24 protein-coding genes are annotated in these 26,267 nt (G+C 60.0%); 13 read left to right on the top strand and 11 right to left on the bottom strand.

Annotated features, from left to right (window positions below):
- Positions 1-153 precede the first annotated feature (153 nt).
- Positions 154-861, bottom strand: coding sequence for a TraX family protein (locus AB4N73_RS19365; protein WP_460142432.1), 708 nt, complete (start codon positions 859-861; stop codon positions 154-156).
- Between the two features lie 126 nt (positions 862-987).
- On the opposite strand from AB4N73_RS19365, the gene AB4N73_RS19370 reads away from it, so the two are divergent.
- From AB4N73_RS19370 to AB4N73_RS19380, 3 genes are all read left to right on the top strand, one after another.
- The gene (locus AB4N73_RS19370) at positions 988-2,028 is read left to right on the top strand and encodes a threonine aldolase family protein (protein ID WP_016772826.1); all 1,041 of its coding nucleotides are present in this window, start codon (positions 988-990) and stop codon (positions 2,026-2,028) included.
- Positions 2,029-2,187: 159 nt separating this feature from the next.
- A complete protein-coding gene (locus AB4N73_RS19375; protein WP_056786550.1) occupies positions 2,188-2,673 on the top strand; it encodes an Hcp family type VI secretion system effector in 486 nt (161 codons plus the stop codon).
- Positions 2,670-4,136: a hypothetical protein gene (locus AB4N73_RS19380; RefSeq protein ID WP_460142433.1), complete on the top strand. Its 1,467-nt coding sequence runs from the start codon at positions 2,670-2,672 to the stop codon at positions 4,134-4,136. The genes AB4N73_RS19375 and AB4N73_RS19380 overlap by 4 nt, the downstream gene beginning before the upstream one ends.
- Before the next feature lie 305 nt (positions 4,137-4,441).
- Here AB4N73_RS19380 and AB4N73_RS19385 read toward each other — a convergent pair whose 3' ends face one another.
- A complete protein-coding gene (locus AB4N73_RS19385; RefSeq protein WP_460142434.1) occupies positions 4,442-4,609 on the bottom strand; it encodes a hypothetical protein in 168 nt (55 codons plus the stop codon).
- A gap of 147 nt (positions 4,610-4,756) precedes the next feature.
- Here AB4N73_RS19385 and AB4N73_RS19390 point away from each other — a divergent pair, with 147 nt between their 5' ends.
- A complete protein-coding gene (locus AB4N73_RS19390; protein WP_460142435.1) occupies positions 4,757-5,521 on the top strand; it encodes a hypothetical protein in 765 nt (254 codons plus the stop codon).
- 58 nt (positions 5,522-5,579) lie between these two features.
- Here AB4N73_RS19390 and gbcB read toward each other — a convergent pair whose 3' ends face one another.
- Complete coding sequence (gbcB, locus tag AB4N73_RS19395; protein WP_016772824.1) at positions 5,580-6,680, bottom strand: glycine-betaine demethylase subunit GbcB; 1,101 nt, start codon at positions 6,678-6,680, stop codon at positions 5,580-5,582.
- Between the two features lie 296 nt (positions 6,681-6,976).
- Here gbcB and gbcA point away from each other — a divergent pair, with 296 nt between their 5' ends.
- Complete coding sequence (gbcA, locus tag AB4N73_RS19400; RefSeq protein ID WP_016772823.1) at positions 6,977-8,272, top strand: glycine-betaine demethylase subunit GbcA; 1,296 nt, start codon at positions 6,977-6,979, stop codon at positions 8,270-8,272.
- A gap of 876 nt (positions 8,273-9,148) precedes the next feature.
- Here the strand turns inward: gbcA and etfB are convergent.
- From etfB to AB4N73_RS19430, 6 genes are all read right to left on the bottom strand, one after another.
- Positions 9,149-9,919 (bottom strand): electron transfer flavoprotein subunit beta, encoded by a 771-nt coding sequence (etfB, locus tag AB4N73_RS19405; RefSeq protein ID WP_252879019.1) that lies wholly within the window; start codon positions 9,917-9,919, stop codon positions 9,149-9,151.
- 9 nt (positions 9,920-9,928) lie between these two features.
- Positions 9,929-11,149, bottom strand: coding sequence for an electron transfer flavoprotein subunit alpha (gene etfA / locus AB4N73_RS19410; protein ID WP_236167682.1), 1,221 nt, complete (start codon positions 11,147-11,149; stop codon positions 9,929-9,931).
- On the bottom strand, positions 11,149-13,098 hold the full coding sequence (gene dgcB, locus AB4N73_RS19415) for a dimethylglycine demethylation protein DgcB (protein WP_460142436.1): 1,950 nt from the start codon (positions 13,096-13,098) through the stop codon (positions 11,149-11,151). Before dgcB ends, etfA begins: the two co-directional genes overlap by 1 nt.
- A gap of 155 nt (positions 13,099-13,253) precedes the next feature.
- Positions 13,254-15,314 (bottom strand): dimethylglycine demethylation protein DgcA, encoded by a 2,061-nt coding sequence (gene dgcA / locus AB4N73_RS19420; protein WP_252877027.1) that lies wholly within the window; start codon positions 15,312-15,314, stop codon positions 13,254-13,256.
- 15 nt (positions 15,315-15,329) lie between these two features.
- Positions 15,330-15,860: a 4-vinyl reductase gene (locus AB4N73_RS19425; protein ID WP_039757633.1), complete on the bottom strand. Its 531-nt coding sequence runs from the start codon at positions 15,858-15,860 to the stop codon at positions 15,330-15,332.
- A 105-nt stretch (positions 15,861-15,965) separates the two neighbouring features.
- Positions 15,966-16,943, bottom strand: a complete 978-nt coding sequence (locus AB4N73_RS19430) for a dipeptidase (protein ID WP_007962626.1) — start codon at positions 16,941-16,943, stop codon at positions 15,966-15,968.
- Between the two features lie 231 nt (positions 16,944-17,174).
- On the opposite strand from AB4N73_RS19430, the gene AB4N73_RS19435 reads away from it, so the two are divergent.
- On the top strand, positions 17,175-17,576 hold the full coding sequence (locus AB4N73_RS19435; protein ID WP_236167684.1) for a lysozyme inhibitor LprI family protein: 402 nt from the start codon (positions 17,175-17,177) through the stop codon (positions 17,574-17,576).
- A gap of 48 nt (positions 17,577-17,624) precedes the next feature.
- The gene (locus tag AB4N73_RS19440) at positions 17,625-18,041 is read left to right on the top strand and encodes a DUF3010 family protein (RefSeq protein ID WP_016772815.1); all 417 of its coding nucleotides are present in this window, start codon (positions 17,625-17,627) and stop codon (positions 18,039-18,041) included.
- A 143-nt stretch (positions 18,042-18,184) separates the two neighbouring features.
- Here the strand turns inward: AB4N73_RS19440 and AB4N73_RS19445 are convergent, their stop codons facing one another.
- A complete protein-coding gene (locus AB4N73_RS19445) occupies positions 18,185-19,129 on the bottom strand; it encodes a GlxA family transcriptional regulator (RefSeq protein WP_041476759.1) in 945 nt (314 codons plus the stop codon).
- A 191-nt stretch (positions 19,130-19,320) separates the two neighbouring features.
- On the opposite strand from AB4N73_RS19445, the gene AB4N73_RS19450 reads away from it, so the two are divergent.
- The 6 genes from AB4N73_RS19450 to AB4N73_RS19475 all read left to right on the top strand — a co-directional run bounded on the left by AB4N73_RS19450 (position 19,321) and on the right by AB4N73_RS19475 (position 24,801).
- Positions 19,321-20,265, top strand: coding sequence for a choline ABC transporter substrate-binding protein (locus tag AB4N73_RS19450; protein WP_236167685.1), 945 nt, complete (start codon positions 19,321-19,323; stop codon positions 20,263-20,265).
- Between the two features lie 120 nt (positions 20,266-20,385).
- Positions 20,386-21,273: a beta-keto acid cleavage family enzyme gene (locus AB4N73_RS19455; RefSeq protein ID WP_056786525.1), complete on the top strand. Its 888-nt coding sequence runs from the start codon at positions 20,386-20,388 to the stop codon at positions 21,271-21,273.
- 133 nt (positions 21,274-21,406) lie between these two features.
- Positions 21,407-22,372 carry an L-carnitine dehydrogenase gene (locus AB4N73_RS19460; RefSeq protein WP_150636865.1) on the top strand — a complete coding sequence of 322 codons (966 nt, stop codon included), beginning with the start codon at positions 21,407-21,409 and terminating at the stop codon, positions 22,370-22,372.
- A 127-nt stretch (positions 22,373-22,499) separates the two neighbouring features.
- Entirely contained in the window at positions 22,500-22,976 is a 477-nt protein-coding gene (locus AB4N73_RS19465; RefSeq protein WP_125916607.1) for a thioesterase family protein, read from the top strand.
- Positions 22,977-23,002: 26 nt separating this feature from the next.
- Positions 23,003-24,166 (top strand): gamma-butyrobetaine dioxygenase, encoded by a 1,164-nt coding sequence (locus AB4N73_RS19470; RefSeq protein ID WP_460142437.1) that lies wholly within the window; start codon positions 23,003-23,005, stop codon positions 24,164-24,166.
- A 371-nt stretch (positions 24,167-24,537) separates the two neighbouring features.
- Positions 24,538-24,801, top strand: a complete 264-nt coding sequence (locus AB4N73_RS19475; RefSeq protein ID WP_008083190.1) for a hypothetical protein — start codon at positions 24,538-24,540, stop codon at positions 24,799-24,801.
- A 73-nt stretch (positions 24,802-24,874) separates the two neighbouring features.
- Here the strand turns inward: AB4N73_RS19475 and gbdR are convergent, their stop codons facing one another.
- A complete protein-coding gene (gene gbdR / locus AB4N73_RS19480) occupies positions 24,875-25,978 on the bottom strand; it encodes a choline metabolism transcriptional regulator GbdR (RefSeq protein WP_007949927.1) in 1,104 nt (367 codons plus the stop codon).
- Between the last annotated feature and the right edge of the window lie 289 nt (positions 25,979-26,267).

A 26,267-nucleotide genomic window follows, 5' to 3' on the forward strand; every position in this document is an offset into this window, starting at 1 on the left:
CGCAAAGGTGCGTTTACGACATGGCTGGAAATGCTCTCTTCGAAACGCCGGAGATCCACTGTGGGAGCGAGCCTGCTCGCGAAGAGGCCGGCACATCCGACATAGAAGTTGACTGGCAGACCGCTTTCGCGAGCAGGCTCGCTCCCACAGGGATCAGGCGATGATTTGGCGGATGGCAAGCAGCAGGAGGAAATGCGCGGGATACAGCGCATAGGCCCAGCGCCGCATCGGTGGTGGCTGCAGATGTCGCCCATGTCGCAAAAAGAACATTCCCAGCATCGGCGCAAACAGACATGTCGCCAGGCCGAGAATCGCCACGCTGTTGCCGAAGCGCGCCGATTCGAGCAGCACCTGCCATTGGTTCGCCGCCAGACACACCAGCCCCGGCAACAGGCTGAACCAGGGTCGGCGGAACACCAGCAGCATCGCCAATGGCAACAATACGCCGAAGAAACCGAACATCAGTCGTTCTGAAAAAACCGCCGCAACCACCAGCGCGGCCAGTGCGAGCAATCGCGCCACCGAGGCTGAATCCTGCCAGCCACGCGCCACCAGCAGGCCCAGCGCCAGCGTCGGCATCACGTTGAACGTGTCAGGGTCGGGGATATAAAAGCGATAAGGGATTTCGCTGATGGCGCTGAACAGCACCAGCCAGCCCAGATAGCGCCATTCCATCTTGCGCGAACCGTCCCGGGCCAGATTCGCCGCCATCGCCAGGCAAAACCACGGAAATGCCAGGCGACCGGGCACATAAAGCCAGTCGGCGGAGAAGCCGACATATCGCAGGTGATCGAGCAACATGCTCAACAGCGCCAGCCACTTGAGCAGATCCAGGGCACCGTCGCGTTGGCTCAGGTGCATAATCGGCCCATAAACTGGTAATTTTCCCCACCCGACATCGCATGTGCTCCCCGGAAGATCTTCGGTAAAGTGCGCATCCTCATTGACCACGAGCCTTCACAAGAGTCTCGATTACGGAAGCCGGCCATGACCGACAAGAGCCAACAATTCGCCAGCGACAACTATTCCGGGATCTGCCCGGAAGCCTGGGCCGCCATGGAACAGGCCAACCACGGCCACCAGCGCGCCTACGGCGACGATGAATGGACCGCCCGCGCGGCCGATCATTTCCGCAAACTGTTCGAAACCGACTGCGAAGTGTTCTTCGCCTTCAACGGCACCGCCGCCAACTCGCTGGCCCTGTCGTCGCTGTGCCAGAGTTACCACAGCGTGATCTGCTCGGAAACCGCCCACGTCGAAACCGACGAATGCGGCGCTCCGGAATTCTTCTCCAACGGCTCGAAGCTGCTGATCGCCGGCACCGAAAACGGCAAGATCACCCCGCAATCGATCCGCGAAGTCGCACTCAAGCGCCAGGACATCCACTACCCGAAACCGCGCGTGGTGACCCTGACCCAGGCCACCGAAGTCGGCAGTGTCTACACCCCGGAAGAAGTCCGCGCCATCAGCGCAACCTGCAAAGAACTGGGCCTGCACCTGCACATGGACGGCGCGCGGTTCTCCAACGCCTGCGCATTCCTCGGCTGCTCGCCCGCCGACCTGACCTGGAAAGCCGGCGTCGACGTGCTGTGTTTCGGCGGCACCAAGAACGGCATGGCGGTGGGTGAAGCGATCCTGTTCTTCAACCACAAACTGGCCGAAGACTTCGACTACCGCTGCAAGCAGGCCGGGCAACTGGCGTCGAAGATGCGCTTTTTGTCGGCACCGTGGGTCGGCATTCTGGAAAACGACGCCTGGCTCAAATACGCACGCCACGCCAACCACTGCGCGCAACTGCTGGCAGAACTGGTCAGCGACATTCCCGGGGTCGAACTGATGTTCCCGGTGCAGGCCAACGGCGTGTTCCTGCAACTGTCCGAGCCGGCCATCGCTGCGTTGACTGCAAAGAACTGGCGCTTCTACACCTTCATCGGCAAGGGCGGCGCACGCTTCATGTGCTCCTGGGACACCGAAGAAGAACGCGTGCGCGAACTGGCGCGCGATATTCGCGAGGTCATGTCGGCCTGATTCCCCTCCCAAGTTGCATTCCCATGCTCAGCACGGGAATGCAACCCAGAGGCTGCGCGTCGCGGACCTGCATTTTCAGAATCGGCCTACACCAAGGCCTACAGAAAGCACAAAAATCCCGCCATAGACTGCTTGCTCCCGATTCAAGGAGCGCACGCGATGGCAATTCCCGGCTACATGACGATCACGGGCAAGACCCAAGGGCTGATTTCGGCAGGCTGCTCAACGCCTGATTCGGTGGGCAACAGATATCAGGCGGCACACACCGATGAAATCATGGTGCTGTCGTACAGCCACAACCTCGCCAACCTCGACAACTCTCACCGAGCCACCCACGCGCCGGTCATTGTCACCAAAGTCGTCGACAAATCTTCACCGCTGCTGGCCCAGGCACTGGCCAACCGTGAAGAGATCGACTGCAAGATCAACTTCTACCGAACTTCCCCTCAGGGTCAGCAGGAAAAATACTTTTCTGTCTCGATCGACGGTGCGGTGCTCACCGAACTGAACCTGGATATGCCCCACGTCATTCTGCACAACGACGCGGAACCTCAGGAGCAGGTCGCCATTCGTTATCGTGGCATCAGCTGGGTGCATCACCTCGCCGGGACCAGCGGCCATGCCTCGTGGGGCGAAGAAGGTTGAGCGATCGGCGCCATGGTCTCAGCGACGTTCGACACGTTGCCGGCAAGCTGCTCGCACAGGCACAGACAGTCGGCTCACGTCATCTGGCATTCGGCAATGCGCGCGTGCAGTTCAATCAGGAGGTCGCGCGCTTCGCCAAGGGCATTGTCGATGATGTCGCCAGCGGCCGCCTTTCAGCGGACATGGGCCTTGACGCCTTTGCACAGGAACAGCGTCATCTTCTGAACCAATCCAGAGTTCTGGTACGCGGCACCAAAGGTGCCGTTCCTGAAGCGGTGAAAAAACGCCCGTTATCGATGCTCAGGCAGCCTGCCTCGCGCTCCGATCCAGACAGGTTGCTGCGCGCGATTCATCAGCAGAACCTCAGGGTGGCGCGCGTTAATAACAGCAGCACCGCGCGCAGCCCTCACCCCGTCAACGACTTGAAGTTCTTCCCCAGCGAGCACTGGCCGCAAGATCGCCCGGCCCCATCGGAGCCGGGGTTTTACATCGTGCCGAAAAGCATTGTCGCCGAGAAGCTTGAGGCACAACTGCTCCCCTCCGCCAACCCGAATGTCATCGCCAGATTCAGAAGTTTGAATCCGACCCCGGACATGATTAAAGCCGGTTCGATGATCGTGCTGAGCGACCCTGACAATCAGCAATGCACATACGAGGAAGCATTGCTGATGCAGACCGCGCGTTTCGTCAGTGCGACGCTGGAACCGCTGACCGTGGAAGAAGCGGATTTCATGGCGCAGCACTATGGCGTAATCCAGACCGCACTCGCCTATGAATCAAAAGTGATCGGGGTCGTCACGGCCATGGCAGCCAATCATCTGGATGGCATAAAAAATGTTCTCGCAGATCTTGAGAAGTTGCATGTTCAAACGCTGGACGTAAAAGGCAGTCTGAACTCGAAGCCGTTCAAAAAACAACGTGCGCAGTTGCTGGAAAAACTGGACGTCCATCTCAACCGGTTCACGCGGCAAAGCATTGGTCTCCCGGATCACCCGAGCCTCAAGACCGCTCTCGGCATCGATCATCCTCACCTTGTGCACCGCTGGAGAAAGGCTGGCGGCATCGGCCAGAACCCAGGTTATGCCACACATATTCGGGCTATCAGCCAAGCGTCACAGTACGTCAAATATGGCGGCTGGATCGGCACAGCAGTAGGCGGTGGCGCCTCGGCCTTGAAGGTGCAGGATGTGTGCCTGCATGGGAATACCGAGGCGTGTGAAAAGGTGAAATTCACGGAAACCGGAAGCTTTATGGGTGGCATGGTTGGAGGAGCAATCAGCAGTCGCCTCTTGACTGCGCCACTAGCAGCGAAAATTTGTCTGGGAATAGGCGTTCCGACAGGAGGAGTTGGCACCTTGGTCTGCGGTGCAGTAGCGGTGGGCGTCGGATCTCTTGCAGCGGTAATAATAGGTGAAACATTGGGCGAAGATGCTGCTGAGATAATTTACCAAGATTCTCGATAAGTCGCCTGACCAAACATTTCCCGATATAAAACCAGCGAACACTCCAAGCAGAACCAAATAGCGTCTTTCTTTATGAAACCACGAACAAAAATATGCAAAACATGCAGTGCCAAAAATAAAAAGACGCTTTTCAAATGTCATGTTTGTGGCAGCAGGTTTGAAAAACGCCTGCCGCAGCCAAAAAAATGGTTTGCCCTTACACCGAGAAGGCGTGGACTTCTAATATGCGACCTGGCGACCCTATGCTTGTTTATCGTTGCTGCTCGCGCAATTTACAAACAGAGCATTCAGTTACCTTACAGAATTCAGAGAAAAACCCAGTGGTACGAATTCAACGGAATGGAAATAGCAGCCCCCTTGTCAGCAATGTTTATGCTTGCGGTTTTGATGACGACTTTTTCAATCATCATTGGAGACCAAGGCAAACATTTCAATTCAAAGCCATTTGATCGGATCTTAATTTTCAGCTTCATCTCAACTCCACTGCTTTATTTCAGCGCATCGTTTTTTGGACATCCCGTCCGGTAGATCTGGCACGCAGGACTAGGAAATTACACCGGCGGGACTTTGGGCGAGAAAGGCGGCGAACGGATCGCACAGAAAGTATACGAGGCTGTTAAATGACTCTTCGTACTTCAGAGAAAATATTCTTGTTGATTGGTATTGTAGACTTCGTCGGCATATTTACTTTGATAGGAGTGATGTTGTATGTCGCGAAAACAAAGACCGAAATCATATTGGACCATCTAACAAACAGTTCTATTTCGAGCAGACTGATAATGCTTTGGCACGGAGGTCCTTGGGGCAAAATCTACATGATGGGAGAAGTGTTCGACATCATGCGAAACCCTGAATTTTACATTCACACAGGAAAGCTTTGCGCGAAAGACTTCGAAAACTTCCCCAAAAAACTGAAAAAGAACCTGATTATTTTATACAAACTGGTTTTCATATTTTTTGCAATTATGATGTGCCTGGGAATAAGCTCATCCGTAGATCAAATTAACAATATCGTAAAAGATCCAATTGTGATCATGACACTGGTGAGTTTCACAGGTCTTTTAGTGGTAAATGGAATTTTACTTTATACCGCCAAGAGAAGACTGGAAACGATCCTAAATAGCCTGAAACGCAGTTCAATCACATCGTCTTTGCTCATGTTATGGCAAGCGGGCCTGGGGGGACGTAATTATATGTTGGGTGAAATTTTCGGCATCCTCAAAAAACCCGCACGGTACATTTCCCAAGGCAAAGTCAGCGCAAGAGACGTTAAGAATTTCCCGCCAAAACTCAAACGCGACCTGCTCAAACTGAATAAATACCAGCAAATATTTGGCTTTGCCTTTGTGGGCTTCGGCCTGCTCGCTTTGTTCGGGCTGATTTGAAATTGCACTTTCCCGGTCGATCTCCTCATTTAGGAGATCGACCCAAGTTCATGCCTATTTAAAACTCAATCCGCACATCCCCCTTCGGCACGCTGCAGCACGACAGGATAAACCCTTCCGCCTCGTCGTCCTCGGTAATCCCGCCGTTGTGCTCCATCTCCACTTCGCCGCCCAGTTTCATCACCTTGCACGTTCCGCAAATGCCCATGCCGCAGGCTTTCGGGATCATCAGGCCGAGTTTGGCGGCGGCTGCGTGGACGGTTTCGCCCGGGCCAACGCGAATGCTTTTGCCGGAGGCGGTGAATTCCACCTGATGCAGATCCGCGGCGTCGATTTCCGGCGCATCGGCGGCTTGTTCGGCCTGTTCCACCGCGTCGGCGCGGGCCTCGGGTGGCGTGGCGCCGAAGGATTCTTCGTGGTAGCGCGACATGTCGTAGCCGGCCGCTTCCAGCAAGCGTTTGACCGCAGTCATGTACGGCGTCGGGCCGCAGCAGAACACTTCGCGTTCGAGGAAGTCCGGAACCATCAGTTCGAGCATCTTGTGGTTCAGGTAACCGCGATAACCGGCCCATGGCTCACCGAGGCCGTGTTTTTCGCAGATCAGGTGCAGGCTGAAGTTGTCGATCCGCGACGCCATGTGCTCAAGCTCGCGGTGGTAAATGATGTCTTTCGGCGACCGCGCGCTGTGCACGAACGTCATGTCGACATTGGCGTTGGTGTCGTAGAACCAGCGCGCCATCGACATGCACGGGGTGATGCCGACGCCACCGCTCAGATACAGGACCTTCGGGCTTGGGAAGTCGATGGCGTTGAACAGCCCGACCGGGCCGTGCACCGCAAGCTCCTGACCTTCATGCAGGGTGTCGTGCAACCAGTTCGAGACCTTGCCACCTGGCACGCGCTTGATCGTCACCGAGAAGCTGTACGGCACCGACGGCGAGCTGGAGATGGTGTAGGAGCGCATGATCGGCTGGCCTTCGATTTCCAGCTCCAGGGTGACGAACTGCCCCGGCTTGAAGAAGAACAGGATCGGCTGGTCGGCCATAAAGCAGAAGGTGCGCACATCCCAGGTTTCCTGGATGACTTTGACGCAACGGACAATGTGTCGGCCATTGGCCCAGGTCTGGGTGGTGACCGGATTCAGGAAGCTGTTGGACATGCTGTTCTCCACGGCCGACTGCCGGCCTCTTGTCGGCGATTCTGCGTATAGCGCAGACCGTGCGTTTACCTATCCGCGACATTGACATACTTATCGCGACCAGCCCTTGAACACCGGGGCTTGCGCGTCGGGAACAGATTGCGCCATGTCGCGCATGGATAAGGTTCCCCCCAGCGCCGGCCCCACACTCGCCCCAACACAAGACGACTTCTTTACACCTTGCGTAGCAACCGTTTTGCAGCACACCTGATCAGCCACTTTCGCCGGCCACGCAGAGGGCCATGAGGATTACATCGATGGACGTCACCGCAAAAATCAGCCTGGGCGATCCGCTGGAACCCGCACGCAAGGCCACCGCGCAAATGCTTCAGGAGCGCGAGCGCACTTTTTCGCTGCCACAGCCGTTCTACAGCGACGAGCGCCTGTTCGATATCGATATGCAGGAGATCTTCCAGAAGGAATGGTTGATCGCTGGCATGACCTGCGAGATCCCGGCCAAGGGTAACTACCTGACCCTGCAGGTCGGCAAGAACCCGATCATCGTCATTCGCGGCGCCGAGGGCGTGGTGCACGCGTTCCACAACGTCTGCCGCCACCGTGGCTCGCGCCTGTGCACCAGTGAAAAAGGCAAGGTCGCCAAACTGGTCTGCCATTACCACCAGTGGACCTACGAACTGGACGGTCGCCTGCTGTTTGCCGGCACCGAGATGGGCGCCGACTTCGACATGAAGCAGTACGGCCTGAAACCGGTGAACGTGAAAACCGCTGGCGGCTACATTTTCATCAGCCTGGCGGAGAACCCGCCGGCCATCGATGACTTCCTGTCGACGCTCAACCATTACATGGAACCGTACGACATGGAGAACACCAAGGTGGCGATCACCACCACCTTGATGGAAAAGGCCAACTGGAAACTGGTGCTGGAAAACAACCGCGAGTGCTACCACTGCAACGCATCGCACCCGGAACTGTTGAAAACCCTGCTGGAATGGGACGACGTCACCGACCCGCGCGCCGATCAGGCGTTCAAGGATCACGTCGCCGCTTCCGCCGCTGCCTGGGAAGCGGAAAAGATCCCTTACGCTCACGCCAGTTTCGGCTTGCGCAACCGTATCGTGCGCATGCCGCTGCTCAAGGGCACCGTGTCGATGACCCTCGACGGCAAGCAGGGCTGCGCGAAACTGATGGGCCGCATCAAGAACCCGGACCTGGGCTCGATGCGCATCCTGCATCTGCCGCACTCGTGGAACCACTGCATGGGCGATCACATTATCGTCTTCACCGTGTGGCCGATCAGCGCCCAGGAAACCATGGTCACCACCAAGTGGCTGGTGCACAAGGACGCCGTGGAAGGTGTCGATTACGACGTCGAGCGCATGCGCCAGGTGTGGGATGCGACCAACGATCAGGACCGCCGTCTGGCTGAGGAAAACCAGCGCGGGATCAACTCCACCGCTTACCAGCCGGGGCCTTACTCCAAAACCTATGAATTCGGCGTGGTCAACTTCGTCGACTGGTACAGCGAGAGGATGTTGAACAACCTCGGGGCTGAGCCAGCGCCTTACCTCAAAGGCGTACCGGTTCAGGGCTGATCAAGAGCAAAAGATCGCAGCCTGCGGCAGCTCCTACAGGTGGAATGCATTCCCCTGTGGGAGCGAGCCTGCTCGCGAAGACGCCCTGACCCACGCTACATCTTCCAGCTGATCAATTTCCGATCAACCACCCCCGTCCCCATACCCACCAAGCCCTCCAGCCTTCCGCAAACAAGTTATCCACATACCCGCCCACAGCAAATGGGGGTAACTGTGGATGACTCAAAAAATATCCTGCTGATTTGCAAAGAAAAATCGTGACTTATGCTGAATCGCGGTTTCCCAAAACAATTGATCGTTTTTTGATCATGCCCGTACACAGCACGGGTTCAAAGGCCTGTAGCGGGTAGCGAACACGTTATCCACAGAAGCGCCAACAGAGATCGGGGACAACTTTCAATCTCCTGTGGAAAAACACCCATGACTGGGGAAAACCCCTTCGTCTTAACAGCTCTCGGCGCCCGGGGATCACATTTGATCAATAATTGATCAAGCCCATGAAAGCCAAGGTCCATATGGCCTACAGCTGGTAGCGAACATCTTATCCACAGAAGCGCCAACAGAGATTGGGGGCAACTTCTCGATTTATACCGAGGGAAAAGCCCGTTAAATCCGAGAGTTACGCTGATCGTTTTTTGATCTTATGGCTGGAAGGCTTGAATGGCGTGGGATGCGCGGAAGGGCGAACACGTTATCCACAGCTTCGCCAACAGGGATTGTGGGTAAACAGTAAAGATTGGCTGTGAATGAATACCAATGTGGGAGCGAGCCTGCTCGCGAATGCGTCGGGTCAGTCGATGCATGTGTCGGCTGACAGTGCGCTTTCGCGAGCAGGCTCGCTCCCACAGGAGTTATTCCATGCCTGGAAGAGGGTGACTAGCGGACAACGCCCTCTTCAATCAGCAGCTTCAGAATCGCCTCCGCCCCAGCCTGCGCGGTAACGCCCTTGAGCACCTGCCCACCGCCACCACTGGCTTTGGCCGTAGCGGCCTTCATCCGGTCGGCGCCGCTCTTGGCCTTGATCACCTTCAAGCGCTTGGGCCGTGGCTTGGCCGGTTGCAGCGTGGCAACGGCCAACAACTCATCTTCCACCGTTTCAACGTCGTCGGCGGCCAATTCGCCCCGTCGCGCCGGGCCGTACGCGCTCTGCCGAGGCTTCGGGGCGGCGTTATCCACAGTCGCCAGAAACGGCAGTTTCACCTTCAAGCGGCGTCGCTGCCCGCGCGGCAACGCTTGCAGAACCAGCGCCGAACCGTCATTGATTGATTCGACCTGCGCCAGGCCCACCACCAGCGGCCAGCCCAGGCCTTCGGCCAGGAGGAACGGCAACATCCCCGAACCTTCCCCGGTTTCCGCCTGGCTGCCGGTCAGCACCACTTGCGCCCCGGCGTCGCGCAGGTACGCGGTCAGCGCCGGCAAGGCATCGGCGCCGGCGGGTTGTTCCAGCACATGCAGTTGTTCCAGGCCCATGCCCAGATAGGCACGCAGGGCCGGTTCGGCAACATCACCGGCATGCAGCACTTGCAGGTTATCCCCAGCCAATTGCAGGCCCAGTTCCACCGCGCGCGCATCCTGATCGGCGCGCCGTGGCCGACCTGAGGTCGGGTGAGCGCCGATTGAAACCAGACTGATAACGTTCGTGTTCATAGGGTTTCCTTACGCCGCATCGCGCTTGGCTTCGTTGCGGTAAGCCGCGACCGCTTCGATCAACGCTTGCAGAATCTCTGCGCTTTCGCCGATCACCGAGAGGTCGGCACGCTTGATCATGTCGCAACCCGGATCAAGGTTGATTGCCACCACCTTGTCGCAGGCGCCAATGCCTTGCAGGTGCTGGATTGCGCCAGATATACCCACAGCCACATAGACCCGCGCAGTGACCCAGGTGCCGGACGCGCCGACCTGACGATCGCGCGCCATGAAGCCGTCGTCTACCGCAACCCGCGAAGCGCCTTCGGTGGCGCCGAGGGCCGCCGCTGTTTCGTGAAACAGCTGCCAATCCTTGACGCCGTTGCCGCCGGAGAAAATGAACTCCGCTTCGGCCATCGGAATCGCTGCCGGATCCACCGCCACGGCACCAAGATCTTCGATTCGCGACAAGCTGCGCGCGACGCTTGTGGATAACTCCACTGGCAACGCTTCGTGACGAGTTTCGCTGACCGGTTCTGCGCATTCGGCAGCGGCGAGAATCAACCGCGCCACCGGACGCGCCAGATCTTGCAATCCGGCCCCGGCGCGGCCGATGCACTCCTGATCCTTGACCTGCCAGACCCGCGTGGCCGGACGCTCGCCCAGTGCAGCAGCAAAGCGCCGGCCGAGTTCGCCGCCACCGCTGCGGCTGTCCGGCAGCAACCAGTGACGCGGGTTGAATTGGTTGTCCACAGCGCGCAACCCCTGCACCCGTTGTTCCGGTGCATAACCGCTGAATTCCTCGCCTTCGAGCAGCAGCAGGCGATCAACGCCCGCGGTTTCGAAAGCGCTTTCCTTGTGCTCGCCGAACACCACGGCGAGCACCGCACCATCGGTGCCGGCCAGTTGGTGAGCAAGGCCGAGCAGATCGCGGTCGTGGCTGCTCAGGCGACCACCGACCATATCCGGCACCACACTGATGTAGAACGCCGGGGCCGGTACCTGACGCAGCGGCAACTGCACTTCAACAGCAGCCGAGCGTTTGACCGCCCCACCCTGCTGCGCGCCGCTGCGGTCAATGCGTTTGATGCCGTTGGGGCCGATAAAACCCATGCCGTGCAGATTCTTGCGGATGACGCCATTGGGACCCATCCAGCTGTGTTGCGCCGGTTGCATCGCCGCGTGCAGCGGATGCAGGCGGTTGCGCGCAATCCATTCGGCGCGCGGGTCGCGGCGGATAATGTCGCTCATCAGTGCACCTCCGCAGGTTCACGTTTGGCCGGCGTGGCAGGCTTGCTTGGCGCGGCGTCTTCGAGCAGCGCGTCGGCCACCAGTTCGGCGATGTCCTTGATCAGCGGACGCGGTTCGACCACGCCTTCGAGCATCGCCGTGCACTGTGGACAACCCACCGCCACCAGTTCGGCGCCGGTTTCGCGGATGTCTTCCATGCGCATGTCGGGGATGCGCTGCTTGCCCGGAATGTCGGTGATCGGCGCGCCGCCACCGCCGCCGCAGCAGCGCGAGCGGAAACCTGACCGTTGCATCTCTTTGACTTCGATGCCGAGCGCGCGCAGCACTTCGCGCGGCGCTTCGTACTCGCCGTTGTAGCGGCCCAGGTAGCATGGATCGTGATAGGTCACGCTATTGCCTTTGTGCTGCCCGAGGTTGAGCGCGCCGGCCTGAATGATCTCGGCCATGTAGGTGCTGTGGTGCTGCACCAGATAGTTGCCGTCGAAGGCGCCGTACTCGTTTTTCAGCACATGGAAACTGTGCGGATCGCAGGTGACGATGCGGTTGAAACTGTATTTGGCCAATGTCTGGATATTGCGTTTGGCGAGCTGCTGGAACGTTGCTTCGTCGCCGAGACGCCGCGCCACATCTCCGCTGTCGCGCTCCTCAAGACCGAGTACAGCGAAGTCGACTTTCGCTGCCTTCAGCACTTTGACGAAGGCACGCAGGGTGCGCTGGTTGCGCATGTCGAAGGCGCCGTCGCCGACCCAGAACAGCACGTCGGTGGATTTCTTTTCGCTGAGCAGAGTGAGGTTCAGGTCCGCTGCCCAGTTCATCCGCCCGCCCGGGGCGAAACCGCCGGGGTTGTCGGTTGCAATAAGGTTCTCGAGAACTTCGGCACCCTTGTTCGGCGTCGCGCCTTTTTCCAGGGTCAGATGCCGGCGCATGTCGACGATCGCGTCGACGTGCTCGATCATCATCGGGCATTCCTCGACGCAGGCACGGCAGGTGGTGCACGACCACAGGGTTTCGGCATCGACCAGACCATTGACGATCGGTTGGTGCGGATTGCCGCCATGCTCGCCGATTGGTTTGCCCGGATACGGGCTGCCGGCGAACTTCGCGTCAGTGCCGCCGGCGAGGCCGACGACCATGTCCTGAATCAGTTTTTTCGGGTTCAGCGGCTGGCCGGCGGCGAAGGCCGGGCAAGCCGCTTCGCACTTGCCGCACTGCACGCAGGCGTCGAAACCGAGCAACTGGTTCCAAGTGAAATCCTTGGGTTTTTCCACGCCCAGCGGCGCATCGGAATTGTTTAGGTCCAGCGGTTTCAAACCGGTCGAGCGCCCGCCGCCAAACCGTTCCGGGCGACGGTGCCAGGCCAGGTGCAGAGCACCGGCAAAGGCGTGTTTCATCGGCCCGCCCCAGGTCATGCCGAAGAACAACTCCGACACGCCCCACAGCACGCCAACACCGAGGATGACTGCGAGCAGCCAGCCGCCGAAGTTTTCCGGCAGGATCCCGGCGACCGGCAGGGTCACCAGGAAAAACGACGCGGAGAAGGCCAGCAGGCTTTTCGGCAGGCGCATCCACGGGCCTTTCGACAGACGCGCAGGCGGATTGACCCGGCGCAGGTACATGAAGATCGCGCCGACGAACATCACCGCCGACATCAGCAGCAAGGCGTAGCCGAGGATGCGGTTATGCAGGCCAAAACCGTGCACCAGAATGGCCAGCACGATCGACGCCACCGCACCGCCCGCCGTGGCGACGTGGGTGTTGGCAATGTATTTGTCCCGCGCCACAACGTGGTGCAGGTCGACCATGTAGCGCTTGGGCATGGCCAGCAGACCGCCGAGCAGATCGACCTTCGCCGCCCGCCCCCGGCGCCACATGTTCATCCGCCGCAACGCGCCGAGGACAGCAAGGCCCAGGGCTGCGAACAACAGGATTGGAAGAAGGGTGTTCAACATAGGTGAAGCTCCCACCAGTGCAACCTGGAGAAACACGATCCGCTTTACTGTGGGAGCGAGCCTGCTCGCGAAAGCGGTGAGTCAGTCGACATCATCGTCAACTGACAGATTGCATTCGCGAGCAGGCTCGCTCCCACAGGGTTTGGTGCAAGCCGTCAGAAATCCTTGCACAACCGCAGTGCGTCGTAGATCGCGGCGTGTGTGTTGCGCTGCGCCACGCAGTCGCCGATGCGGAACAGCAAGTAGCCGTCGCCCGCTTCGCTCAGCGAAGGTTGCGGCTGGATCGCGAACAGCGCTTCGACGTCGATCTGGCCCTTGTTGCGCGAGCCGTCCTTGAGCGCGTAGTAGATTTCCTCGTCCGGGCGCACGCCGTTTTCGACGACCACCTGATCGACCACCCGCTCCTCTTTCGCGCCGGTGTATTCGTTCTCCAGCACCGCGATCAGCTTGTCGCCTTCGCGGTAGACCTTCTCCAGCATCATGTCGCCGGTCATGATCACTTCTTTCGGGTACATGCTGCGGTAGTAGGTCGGGAACGACGTGCCGCCGATGGCCACGCCCGGTTTGATGTCGTCGGTGACGATCTCGACCTGGCTGCCCTTGTCGGCGAGGAAGTCGGCCACCGACATGCCGGTGAACTCGCAGATGGTGTCGTAGACCAGCACGTTCTTGCCCGGCGCAACCTTGCCGTCGAGCACGTCCCAGCTGCTGACCACCAGCCCTTCGGCCGCGCCCCAGTGCTCGTTCTGCTCAAGGTACGGATGACCGCCAACCGCCAGCACCACCACGTCCGGACGCAGGTCCATGATGGTGTCGGCATCCGCCGCCGTGCCCAGGCGCAGATCGACTTTCAGCCGCGCCAGTTCCAGCTGGAACCAGCGAGTGATGCCGGCGATCTGGTCACGCTGCGGTGCTTTCGATGCGGTGGTGATCTGCCCGCCGATGAAGTCTTTTTTCTCGAACAGCGTGACGTCGTGGCCCCGCTCGGCAGCCACGCGTGCTGCTTCCATCCCGGCCGGGCCGGCACCGACGATCACCACTTTGCGTTTCGGCCCGGTGGATTTCTCGATGATGTGCGGCACGCCCATGTATTCACGGGAGGTCGCGGCGTTCTGGATGCACAGCACGTCCAGGCCCTGATACTGGCGGTCGATGCAATAGTTGGCGCCGACGCACTGCTTGATCTGGTCGATCTGGCCCATCTTGATCTTGGCGATCAGGTGCGGGTCGGCGATGTGCGCGCGGGTCATGCCGACCATGTCGACGTAACCGCCTTCAAGGATGCGCGTGGCCTGGTTCGGGTCCTTGATGTTCTGCGCGTGCAACACCGGCACCTTGACCACTTCCTTGATCCCGGCGGCCAGATGCAGGAACGGCTCCGGTGGATAACTCATGTTCGGAATCACGTTGGCCAGGGTGTTGTGCGTATCGCAACCCGAGCCGACCACGCCGATGAAATCGAGCATGCCGGTGTCGTCGTAATACTTGGCGATCTGCTTCATGTCCTCGTGGGACAAGCCGTCCGGGTGGAACTCGTCACCGCAGATGCGCATGCCCACGCAGAAGTCGTCACCGACCTCGGCGCGCACGGCTTTGAGCACTTCCAGGCCGAACTTCATCCGCCCTTCGAAGCTGCCGCCCCATTCATCGGTGCGCTTGTTGACGCGCGGGCTCCAGAACTGGTCGATCATGTGCTGGTGCACGGCCGACAGTTCGACGCCATCGAGGCCACCGGCCTTGGCCCGGCGCGCGGCCTGGGCGTAGTTGCCGATCACCCGCCAGATCTCTTCCGGCTCGATGGTTTTGCAAGTGGCGCGGTGCACCGGTTCACGGATGCCCGACGGCGACATCAGGGTCGGCCAGTTGAAGCCGTCCCAGCGCGAGCGCCGGCCCATGTGGGTAATCTGGATCATGATCTTGGCGCCATGCTTGTGCATGGCGTCGGCCAGATTCTGGAAGTGCGGAATGATCCGGTCGGTGGACAGATTGACCGAACTCCACCATTCCTGCGGGCTGTCGATCGCCACCACGGACGAACCGCCACAGATGGCCAGGCCGATGCCGCCCTTGGCTTTCTCTTCGTAATACTTGACGTAGCGGTCGGTGGTCATGCCACCGTCAGTCGCATAGACCTCGGCGTGCGCGGTGCTGAGCACGCGGTTGCGGATGGTCAGTTTGCCGATCTGGATCGGCTGGAACATTGCTTCGAAAGCCATGGCACGGTCCTCGGCTTACAACGGCTTGACGATAAACAAGCCGTCATCGTGGCCCTCTTCGGAGCCTCCGTAGACTTGTTCGGCCACAGTACGGATCTTGCTGCCACGGGCTTCGAGGATCTGATCCATGGCGCCGGCGAACCAGCCGGTGAACATGTAGTCGACCTTGCGCCCGACCTTGCCGTAGACATAGACAAACGCCGAGTGCTCGAGCTTGACGCTGGCGGTGCCTTTGTCGAGGTCGATGTCCTGGATCTTGAACAGACCCCAGCCGCGCTGCGACAGGCGTTTCATGTAGTGCTCGAACACCGCGACGCCTTCCAGGCCGTGGCATTCGGCTTCCTTTTCACACCAGTGCCAGGCGGATTTGTAGCCGGCCTTGTAGAGGATCTCGGCGTAGGCTTCAGCGCCGAGCACTTCCTCGATGCCCATGTGGTTGTTGACGAAAAAGTGACGCGGCACATAGAGCATTGGCAGGGCGTCGGAGGTCCAGACACCGGTCTCGCTGTCGACTTCGATAGGCAATTGCGGGGCGATCTTGGCCATGGAAACTTAACTCCAGAAAAATGATGGTTCAGTGTTGGCCGCGGCCCTCACCCCAGCCCTCTCCCGCAGGAGAGGGGGCAGATCGGCGGCGGTCTTGAGAAAGCGTTACTCGCCCCAGACGTCTTTGAGGACGTTGACCCAGTTCTCGCCCATGATCTTGCGCACCACGCGCTCGGAATGGCCGCGCTTGAGCAGGGTTTCGGTGAGGTTGGGGAATTCGCCGACGGTACGGATGCCCAGCGGGTTGATGATCTTGCCGAAGCTGGTCAGGCGGCGGGCGTAGCCCTTGTCGTGGGTCAGGTATTCGAAGAAATCCTGACCGTGGCCCTGAGTGAAATCGGTGCCGATACCGATGGCGTCTTCGCCGACGATGTTCATGGTGTATTCGATGGCTTCGGCGTAATCGTCGATGGTCGAATCAATGCCCTTGGCGAGGAACGGCGCGAACATGGTCACGCCGACGAAACCGCCGTGGTCGGCAATGAACTTCAACTCTGCGTCGGACTTGTTGCGCGGATGTTCTTTGAGACCCGACGGCAGGCAGTGCGAGTAGCAGACCGGTTTTTTCGATTCGAGAATGACTTCTTCGGAGGTCTTGGAACCGACGTGGGACAGGTCGCACATGACGCCGACGCGGTTCATCTCGGCAACGATTTCGCGACCGAAACCTGACAGACCGCCGTCACGCTCGTAGCAACCGGTGCCGACCAGATTCTGGGTGTTGTAGCACATCTGCACGATACCGACGCCGAGCTGCTTGAACACCTCGACATAGCCGATCTGGTCTTCGAACGCGTGGGCATTCTGGAAGCCGAAGAGGATGCCGGTCTTGCCTTGTTCCTTGGCGCGACGGATGTCGGCGGTGGTGCGCACAGGCATCACCAGGTCGCTGTTTTCGCGGATCAGTTTCTGGCTGGCAGCGATGTTGTTCACGGTCGCCTGAAAGCCTTCCCACACCGACACAGTGCAGTTGGCCGCCGTCAGACCGCCCTTGCGCATGTCTTCGAACAGCTCGCGGTTCCATTTGGCAATGATCAGACCGTCGATAACGATGCTGTCGGCGTGTAATTCGGCTGGGCTCATCAGGCGTCCCCTTATTGGCAATTCATGCGCCGAATCGTCTGCCGGCGCTTTGGGGCCAGCATATGCCTCGGTGCCGGGGCGACCGGGTGCAAAAACGACAGGGGAATTGCCGAAAGCGTCAATCCGCGACAAAGGGTCGTCAGCCGTCCTCATCGGCTGGCTGTTCAAGCCCGCGCGCTTGCGCCAGAATCTGCCGCAGCCTGCACCTACCAACGGATTAGAGCGACCCCAATGAAATCAATAATCCTCGCCCTGGCACTGATTGCGACCGGCGCCCACGCCGCCGAAGAATCCGAGAACAACCCGTGCGACGCGGTGGAAAACGACATCCAGACCCTGGAATGCTCCGCCTACAGCCGCAGCACCGCCGAAGACCTGCTCAAAGACAACTACGCCAGCCTCAACGAGCGCATGCAGGCCGCCTACGGCAAGAACCCGACGCAACTGGCCGACATCACCGCCAAACTGAAAACCGCCCAGCAGCAGTGGTTGAAGACGCGGGATGCGGATTGCGCGGTGGAAGCGTTCCCGTCCACGGCGGGAAGCAAGGCGTTCACCATTGCGCAGAATGACTGTGTCGCGCGGATGAGTGATGAACGGTCGGAGTTTTTGGAGTCGATTGGGCAGGAGTGAGTGTTTTGAGCTGTAAGCTGAACCTCTTAAGCCAGTCTAAGGATTCCCATGAACATCTGCGGCATTGAAATCAAAGGCAGCGAAGCGATCATCGCCGTGGCGGCGCTCGATGGTTCGACGTTGAGCCACGTCCCTCTCGCCACGAAGAAGATTGCTCTGGATGACGACGACGAGGCGGCGAACGTGCGGCGGTTCGCGGCGCAGGTGGCATCGTTTGTGCGGGAGAACTCGGTGGACCGGATTGCGATCAAGAAGCGCAGCAAAAAGGGCGAGTTTGCCGGTGGGCCGACGACGTTCAAGATCGAGGGCGTGTTTCAACTGCTCGATGGTTGTGAGGTAACGCTGCTGTCGCCGCAGACGATCAATGCCCAGGCCAAGAAGCACAATTTCGAACTGCCCGGGACGTTGAACAAATATCAGCATGAGGCTTATAAAGCGGCGTGCTCGGCGTTGGTGAAGAAATAAGCCGATTCCCGAAATCACCTTGGAACCTGTGGGAGCGGGCTTGCCCGCGATGGCGGTGTGTCCGGCAATAACAATGTTGGATGTGCTGGCCTCATCGCGGGCAAGCCCGCTCCCACAGGGTTCTAGGGTGGTGCTGAAACCATTCATGCCTGCGCGGTACGCCGGTCTTCCCGGGGGCAGCGGGCGAAACGTGCGCGATAGCTGCGGGTGAAATACGACGGCGATTCAAACCCGCAGGCAATGCTCACTTCGAGCACGCTCATGTCGGTCTGGCGCAGCAACTGCCGGGCCTTTTCCAGCCTTAACCGCAGATAGAAATTGCTCGGCGTATCGTTCAGGTGCAGCCGGAACAACCTCTCCAGTTGCCGCCGGGTCACCTTGATCGACTCCGCCAGTTGCAGCGTGGTCAGCGGTGGTTCGCTGTGCTGTTCCATCTCGCCGATCACCTGCACCAGTTTCTTGTTGCTGATGCCGTAACGCGTGGCGACTTCCATGCGCTGGTGATCCTTGCGCGGGCGTATGCGCCCGAGCACAAACTGCTCGCTGACCTGAATCGCCAGTTGCGGGCCGTGGGCCTGGGCGATCAGGTCGAGCATCAGATCAATCGAGGCCGTACCTCCCGCCGAGGTGATCCGCCGCCGGTCGATCTCGAACAGCTCCTGGGTGACGCTGAGCTGTGGATAAGATTCCTTGAAGGCATCGATCGCCTCCCAGTGCAGGGTCAGGCGATGGCCGTCGAGCAGGCCTGCTTCGGCAAGGACGAAGCTGCCGGTGTCGATCGCACCGAGGGTTACGCCGTCGTTGTCCAGCCTGCGCAACCAGTGCTCCAGCGTCGGCGTGATGAACTTCAGCGGTTCGAAGCCGGCCACCACCAGCAAGGTCGCGCCTTTCTTCAGCGGCTCCAGCGCTGCATCGGCGTTTACCGACATGCCGTTGCTCGCCAATACCGCGCCGCCATCGGCGCTGAGCACATGCCAGCGGTACAACTCGCCGCGAAAACGGTTGGCCACGCGCAACGGTTCGATCGCGGAAATAAAGCCGATGGCGGAGAACCCCGGCATCAGCAAAAAGTAGAAATCCTGGGACATGGGCGCACTCGGTTGGCGGGTCGCGTGGCTCGTTGATACGCCGATTATCGGCGGCGTTCAAGCGTGCAGGTCGCTACAGTGCAAATGCCAGTCGCCGCAGTGCGCTTTCACGGGTGCATAGCTGCGTAACTTGGCCTCACCGGCGCGCAGATGCCGGGAACGACAATAATCGAACTGCCGAGGAACCCGACATGAAACGACTGATCAGCAGCTGCGTTCTTGCACTCAGCGGTACCGCTTTTTTCAGCACCGGCGTAATGGCGGCCGAACCGGCCTCCTGCAAGAACGTACGCATGGGCGTGGTCAACTGGACTGACGTGATCGCCACCAGTGCCATGACCCAGGTCCTGCTCGACGGCCTCGGCTACAGCACCAAACAGACCAGCGCCTCCCAGCAGATTATCTTTGCCGGGATTCGCGATCAGCGCCTGGACCTGTTCCTCGGCTACTGGAACCCGCTGATGACGCAAACCATCACGCCGTTCGTCGAGGCCAATCAGGTGAAAGTGCTCGAAGCACCGAGCCTGAAAGATGCCCGCGCCACTCTCGCCGTACCGACCTATCTGGCTGACAAGGGCCTGAAAACCTTCGCCGACATCGCCAAATTCGAGAAGGAATTGGGCGGCAAGATCTACGGCATCGAGCCAGGCTCGGGCGCCAACACGCAGATCAAAGCGATGATCGCCAAAAACCAGTTTGGCCTGGGCAAATTCCAGCTCGTCGAATCGAGCGAGGCCGGCATGCTCGCCGCCGTCGATCGCGCCGTGCGCCGCAAGGAAGCCGTGGTGTTCTTCGGCTGGGCGCCGCACCCGATGAACGTCAACATTCAGATGACCTATCTGACCGGCAGCGAAGACGCCCTCGGCCCGAACGAAGGCATGGCCACGGTTTGGACGGTCACCGCGCCGAAATACGCCGAGCAATGCCCGAACATCGGCCGCCTGCTGGCCAACCTGACTTTCACCGCCGAAGCCGAGAGCCGGATGATGCAGCCGCTGCTCGATCACAAGGATGCCTTCGAGTCGGCGAAGCAGTGGCTCAAGGATCACCCCGAAGACAAACAGCGCTGGCTTGAAGGTGTGACGACTTTCGATGGCAAACCGGCCGCTGAAAATCTGCAACTGACCAGCAAATAACCCCTCGATTGAAGAGCCCCTCACCCTGACCCTCTCCCCAAGGGAGAGGGGAATTTGACGACGCTTCGCAGCCCCGCAACGGGCTGCGGACAGACCCATCACGCCTGAAGGAAACGCACCATGAACCACGACGTCATCATCACCTGCGCACTTACCGGTGCTGGCGACACGACCGCCAAAAGTCCACACGTGCCGATCACCCCGAAACAGATCGCCGCTGCAGCGGTGGAAGCGGCCAAGGCTGGCGCCACCGTGGTGCACTGCCATGTGCGCGATCCGCAGACCGGCAAGTTCAGCCGTGACGTGGCGCTGTACCGCGAAGTGATGGAGCGCATCCGCGAGGCGGACGTCGACATCATCGTCAACCTGACCGCCGGGATGGGCGGCGACCTGGAAATCGGACCTGGCGAGAAGCCGATGGAGTTCGGCCCGAACACCGATCTGGTCGGTCCGCTGACCCGTCTCGCCCACGTTGAACAGTTGCTGCCGGAAATCTGCACCCTCGATTGCGGCACGCTGAACTTCGGCGACGGCGACACCATTTACGTATCCACTCCGGCGCAACTGCGCGCCGGCGCCAAGCGCATCACCGAACTGGGGGTGAAGGCCGAACTGGAGATTTTCGACACCGGGCATCTGTGGTTCGCCAAGCAGATGATCAAGGAAGGCTTGCTCGACAACCCGCTGTTCCAGCTGTGCCTGGGCATCCCGTGGGGCGCACCGGCCGACACCACCACGATGAAAGCCATGGTCGACAACCTGCCCGCCGACGCGGTGTGGGCCGGCTTCGGCATCGGCCGCATGCAGATGCCGATGGCGGCGCAAGCGGTGCTGCTCGGCGGCAACGTGCGGGTCGGCCTGGAAGACAACCTGTGGCTGGACAAAGGTGTGCTGGCGACCAATGGCCAATTGGTTGAACGCGCCACGGAAATCCTCAGCCGCCTCGGCGCCCGCGTGCTCACACCGGCAGAAGGTCGCAAAAAAATGGGCCTGACCCAGCGCGGCTGATCCATCACCCATTTCACCTGTAGGAGCTGCCGAAGGCTGCGATCTTTTGACTTTGATTTTTGAGAAGCAAGATCAAAAGATCGCAGCCTTCGGCAGCTCCTACAGGGCTCTTCGAACTCTTCAGGACATCACCATGCGCTTTATCACCGAAATCAAAACCTTCGCCGCTCTCGGTAGCGGTGTCATCGGCAGTGGTTGGGTCGCCCGCGCCCTCGCCCACGGCCTCGATGTAGTGGCCTGGGATCCGGCGCCCGGCGCTGAGGCGGCATTGCGCCAACGCGTGGCCAATGCCTGGGGCGCGCTGGAGAAGAACGGCCTGGCGCCGGGTGCTTCGCAGGATCGTCTACGTTTTGTCGCGACCATCGAGGAATGCGTGCGTGACGCCGACTTCATCCAGGAAAGCGCCCCGGAGCGGCTGGAACTGAAGCTCGATCTGCACAGCAAAATCAGCGCCGCGGCCAAGCCCGATGCGCTGATCGGCTCCAGCACTTCAGGCCTGTTGCCCAGCGAGTTCTACGAGAGTTCGACGCACCCTGAACGCTGCGTGGTCGGGCATCCGTTCAACCCGGTTTATCTGTTGCCACTGGTCGAAGTCGTCGGCGGCAAAAATACCGCGCCGGAAGCGGTGCAAGCGGCGATGCAAGTCTACGAATCCCTCGGCATGCGCCCGTTGCATGTGCGCAAGGAAGTGCCGGGTTTCATCGCCGATCGCTTGCTTGAAGCGCTGTGGCGTGAGGCGTTGCACCTGGTCAACGACGGTGTCGCGACGACCGGCGAGATCGACGATGCAATCCGTTTTGGCGCTGGTCTGCGCTGGTCGTTCATGGGCACGTTCTTGACCTACACCCTGGCCGGCGGCGATGCCGGCATGCGCCACTTCATGTCGCAATTCGGTCCGGCGTTGCAGTTGCCGTGGACGTATCTGCCGGCACCGGAGCTGACCGACAAGCTGATCGATGACGTGGTCGATGGCACCACTGATCAGCTCGGTCGGCACAGCATTTCGGCGCTGGAGCGCTATCGTGATGATTGTTTGCTGGCGGTGCTTGAAGCGGTGAAGACCACCAAAGAGAAGCACGGAATGAGTTTCAGCGAATAGACCTTGCAAAGCGCTTCCGGCCCCTTCGCGAGCAGGCTCGCTCCCACAGGTAAACGCATTTCAATGTGGGAGCGAGCCTGCTCGCGAAGACGGCAGTCCAGTCATCATCAATGTTGGAACCGAAACCATGCCCCACCTCACCACCTACCAAACCACCATCATCCCCGACTGGGTCGACTACAACGGCCACCTGCGTGACGCCTTCTACCTGCTGATCTTCAGCTACGCCACCGATGCGCTGATGGACCGCCTCGGCATGGACAGCAGCAACCGCGAGGCCAGCGGCCATTCGCTGTTCACTCTCGAACTGCACCTCAATTATCTGCACGAAGTGAAACTCGACACCGAGGTCGAAGTGCGCACGCAAATCATCGGCCACGACAGCAAGCGCCTGCACCTCTACCACAGCCTGCACAAAATCGGCGATGAGCAAGAGTTGGCCGGCAACGAACAGATGCTTTTGCACGTCGACCTCGCCGGCCCGCGCTCGGCGCCGTTCAGCCCCGATACGTTGCATCGCCTGCAAGCCATCGTCGCCGATCAGACCGACCTGCCCGCTCCCGCTTACATCGGCCGCGTGATCGCGCTGCCACCCGCTCGGTAAATCTCCCCCATCGCCAAGGAGCCGCCATGAACACCGCCGTCGCTGTTGCCGATTTTCGTACTTATCCGTTGATCAGCGCGCTCGGTGGCGTGCAGGGTCTGGCGGATCGCGTTGTCATCGAATGGGCTGACGGTCGTGTCAGTCCGTTTCACCACGTATGGCTGCGCGACAATTGCCCATGTGATCAATGCGTCTACAGCGTCACTCGCGAACAGGTCTTCGAGAGCGTCGATGCCGCCGAGGATTTGCAACCGCTGGCCACGCGCATCGACACCGATGGCAGCCTGCGCATCGACTGGCAGGATGGTCACCTGAGCCGCTTCGATCCGGGCTGGCTGCGCGCTCACGCCTATGATGAAGAATCCCGCGCCGAACGCCTGGCCGGCAGACCGCAGCCCCGTTTGTGGCACAGCGATCTGCAGTTGCCGGTATTCGACTACACCGCGCTGATGAACGACAACGCCGCGCTGCTGCAATGGTTGCTCGCCGTGCGCGACATCGGCCTGACCCAAGTGCGCGGCGTGCCCACCGAGCCGGGCTCGCTGAAGCTCATCGCGCAGCGGATTTCCTTCATCCGCGAAAGCAACTTCGGCGTGCTGTTCAATGTGCAATCCAAAGCCGACGCCGACAGCAACGCCTACACCGCCTTCAACCTGCCATTGCACACGGATCTGCCGACTCGCGAGCTGCAACCGGGGCTGCAATTTCTGCATTGCCTGGTGAATGATGCCGAGGGTGGCGAAAGTATTTTCGTCGATGGTTTTGCGATCGCCGACGCCTTGCGTCTGGAGGATCCGCAGCTGTTTGAGGCCCTGTGTGAAATACCCGTGGAGTTCCGCAACAAGGACCGGCACAGCGACTATCGCTGCCTGGCACCGGTCATTGCTTTGGATGCGCTGGGCCGGGTGGCGGAGATTCGCATGGCCAACTTTCTGCGCGGGGCGTTCGATACGTCGGTGGCACAGATGCCGCTGCTGTATCGAGCCTATCGGCGCTTTATTGCGATGACCCGCGAGCCGCGATTCCGGCTGATGCAGCGGCTCAAGCCGGGCGAGTTGTGGTGCTTTGACAACCGCCGCACGCTGCATGCGCGCAATGCCTTTGATCCAGCCACCGGGGCGCGACATTTTCAGGGCTGCTATGTCGACCGGGATGAGTTGTTGTCGCGGATTCTGGTGTTGCAACGTTGAACCGCGTCATCGTTCTTCGCGAGCAGGCTCGCTCCCACAGGGGTACGCATTCCAAAGTGGGAGCGAGCCTGCTCGCGAAAGCGCCAGCGGGAACAACAAATCTCTGGCTGATTCACAGGCAAAAAAAACTCCGATCAAGCCGTGACAGGATCGGAGCTGAGGAGGGTACTGTTGAGGAGCTGCCAGGCGAGGGTGACCAAACCTTCGTGAAGCGAGCTGAGGCCAGTGTGCCTAGTCGACAATCCAGTCGGTTAGCCGAAAACGACCTGTTCATAGTCGTCCCGGCCACCGCGACAAAACGCCCTTGCCGCGTCCGGTCGGGGCCACCAGAATCGAGCCAAGACCTCCGTTGCCACAGAAGGATTTGCGTAATGATGTACGCCGATTTGATTGACCAGGAAGATCTGTTGGGCCAGCTCAAGGCCTTGGGTATTCAGGTGCCGAGCGGTACCACCGCCGAGCAGGCCTGCGAGTGCGCGGTGCGTGGCCTGGATAATGTTCGTGCATTCGAACTGCGCAAGATGGTCAAGGACATGTACACCAGCGGCGCCAGCATTCAGCCGGCGGTGCGTCAGGCGATCGACAAGCAGTTGTTGCCGGCCCTTGCGGATTACCAGCAGTCCCACAGCGCCTGAGAAACCCCTTCGCGAGCAGGCTCGCTCCCACCTGATCGTTCCCACGCTCTGCGTGGGAACGATCAGACTCGGTCTACAGCCTTACGCTGGCAAACGTCGACTCATTCCGTGCCTGACTCAGCGCTGACATCGGCCCCGACAGCGGCGACATCACGATGGCCTGCGGCAGCGGCAGCATCGCTACCTGCTGGGTGGTGTTGGAGCCGACGCGCTCGTCACGTGGCGGAATGCCGAAGTACTCGCGATAGCACTTGGAGAAGTGCGGCGTGGAGACGAAACCACACACCGACGCCACTTCGATGATCGACATCGGCGTCTGCTTGAGCAGTTGTCGGGCGCGGATCAGGCGCAGCTTCAGGTAGTAGCGCGACGGCGAGCAGTGCAGGTATTTCTGGAACAACCGCTCAAGCTGTCGACGCGACACCGCGACATACACTGCCAGCTCATCAAGGTCGATCGGCTCTTCCAGATTGGCTTCCATCAACGCGACGATTTCCTGCAGCTTCGGCTGGTTGGTGCCGAGCATGTGCTTGAGCGGCACACGCTGGTGATCCTGTTCGTTGCGGATGCGCTCGTAGACGAACATTTCCGAGATCGCTGCCGACAGTTCGCGACCGTGATCGCGGCTGATCAGGTGCAGCATCATGTCCAGCGGCGCGGTACCGCCGGAACTGGTGAAGCGGTTACGGTCGAGGGTGAACAGCCGTGTGCTCATGGCCACGCGCGGGAAAGCTTCCTGCATCGCCGCCAGACATTCCCAGTGCACGCTGCAATCGAAGCCGTCGAGCAGACCGGCACAGGCCAGCGCCCAACTGCCGGTGCACACCGCGCCCAGGCGCTTGGACTGGCGCGCCTGGCTTTGCAGCCACGAGACGTGTTCACGGGTTACGGTACGTTGAATGCCGATGCCGCCGCAGACGATCACCGTGTCCAGGGGCGGGGCTTTGTGCATGGAGGCGTCGGGAGTGATCTGCAGACCGTCACTGGCCCAGACCTGGCCGCCATCGACGGTGAGGGTGCTCCAGCGATACAGCTCGCGACCGGACAACTGGTTGGCCATGCGCAGCGGCTCAACGGCGGACGCCAGGGAAATCAGCGTGAAATTGTCCAGCAGCAGAAAGCCGATGGATTGAGGCGCACGGTTCTGGGGTTGGGCCCCGGAGTTGAACGACGTCATCGCGGTATCTCCTCACACAAAGCGGGTGGCGGCCTCAGGCGGAGGCTCTTGTTATTGCCCGCGTCTCACAGAGAAAGCAGGCTTTGTTATGACAGAGCAATTGCCGTGCCTGAAATTGGACGGCCATTCAATAACTCCTGAAAACGACCTCGCGACGCGTCTATACGAGACCTCGGAACACGCCATTTCGAAGTGCCATCAGATGCCGCGAGAGCCCTGCCGCGCAGCCCGTGAGCAGATCGGTAGCACTTGTGGGAACTGGCCTGCAGAGGATTTGCACAGAGTGTCA

Source organism: Pseudomonas sp. S3_B08 (genome assembly GCF_054667725.1).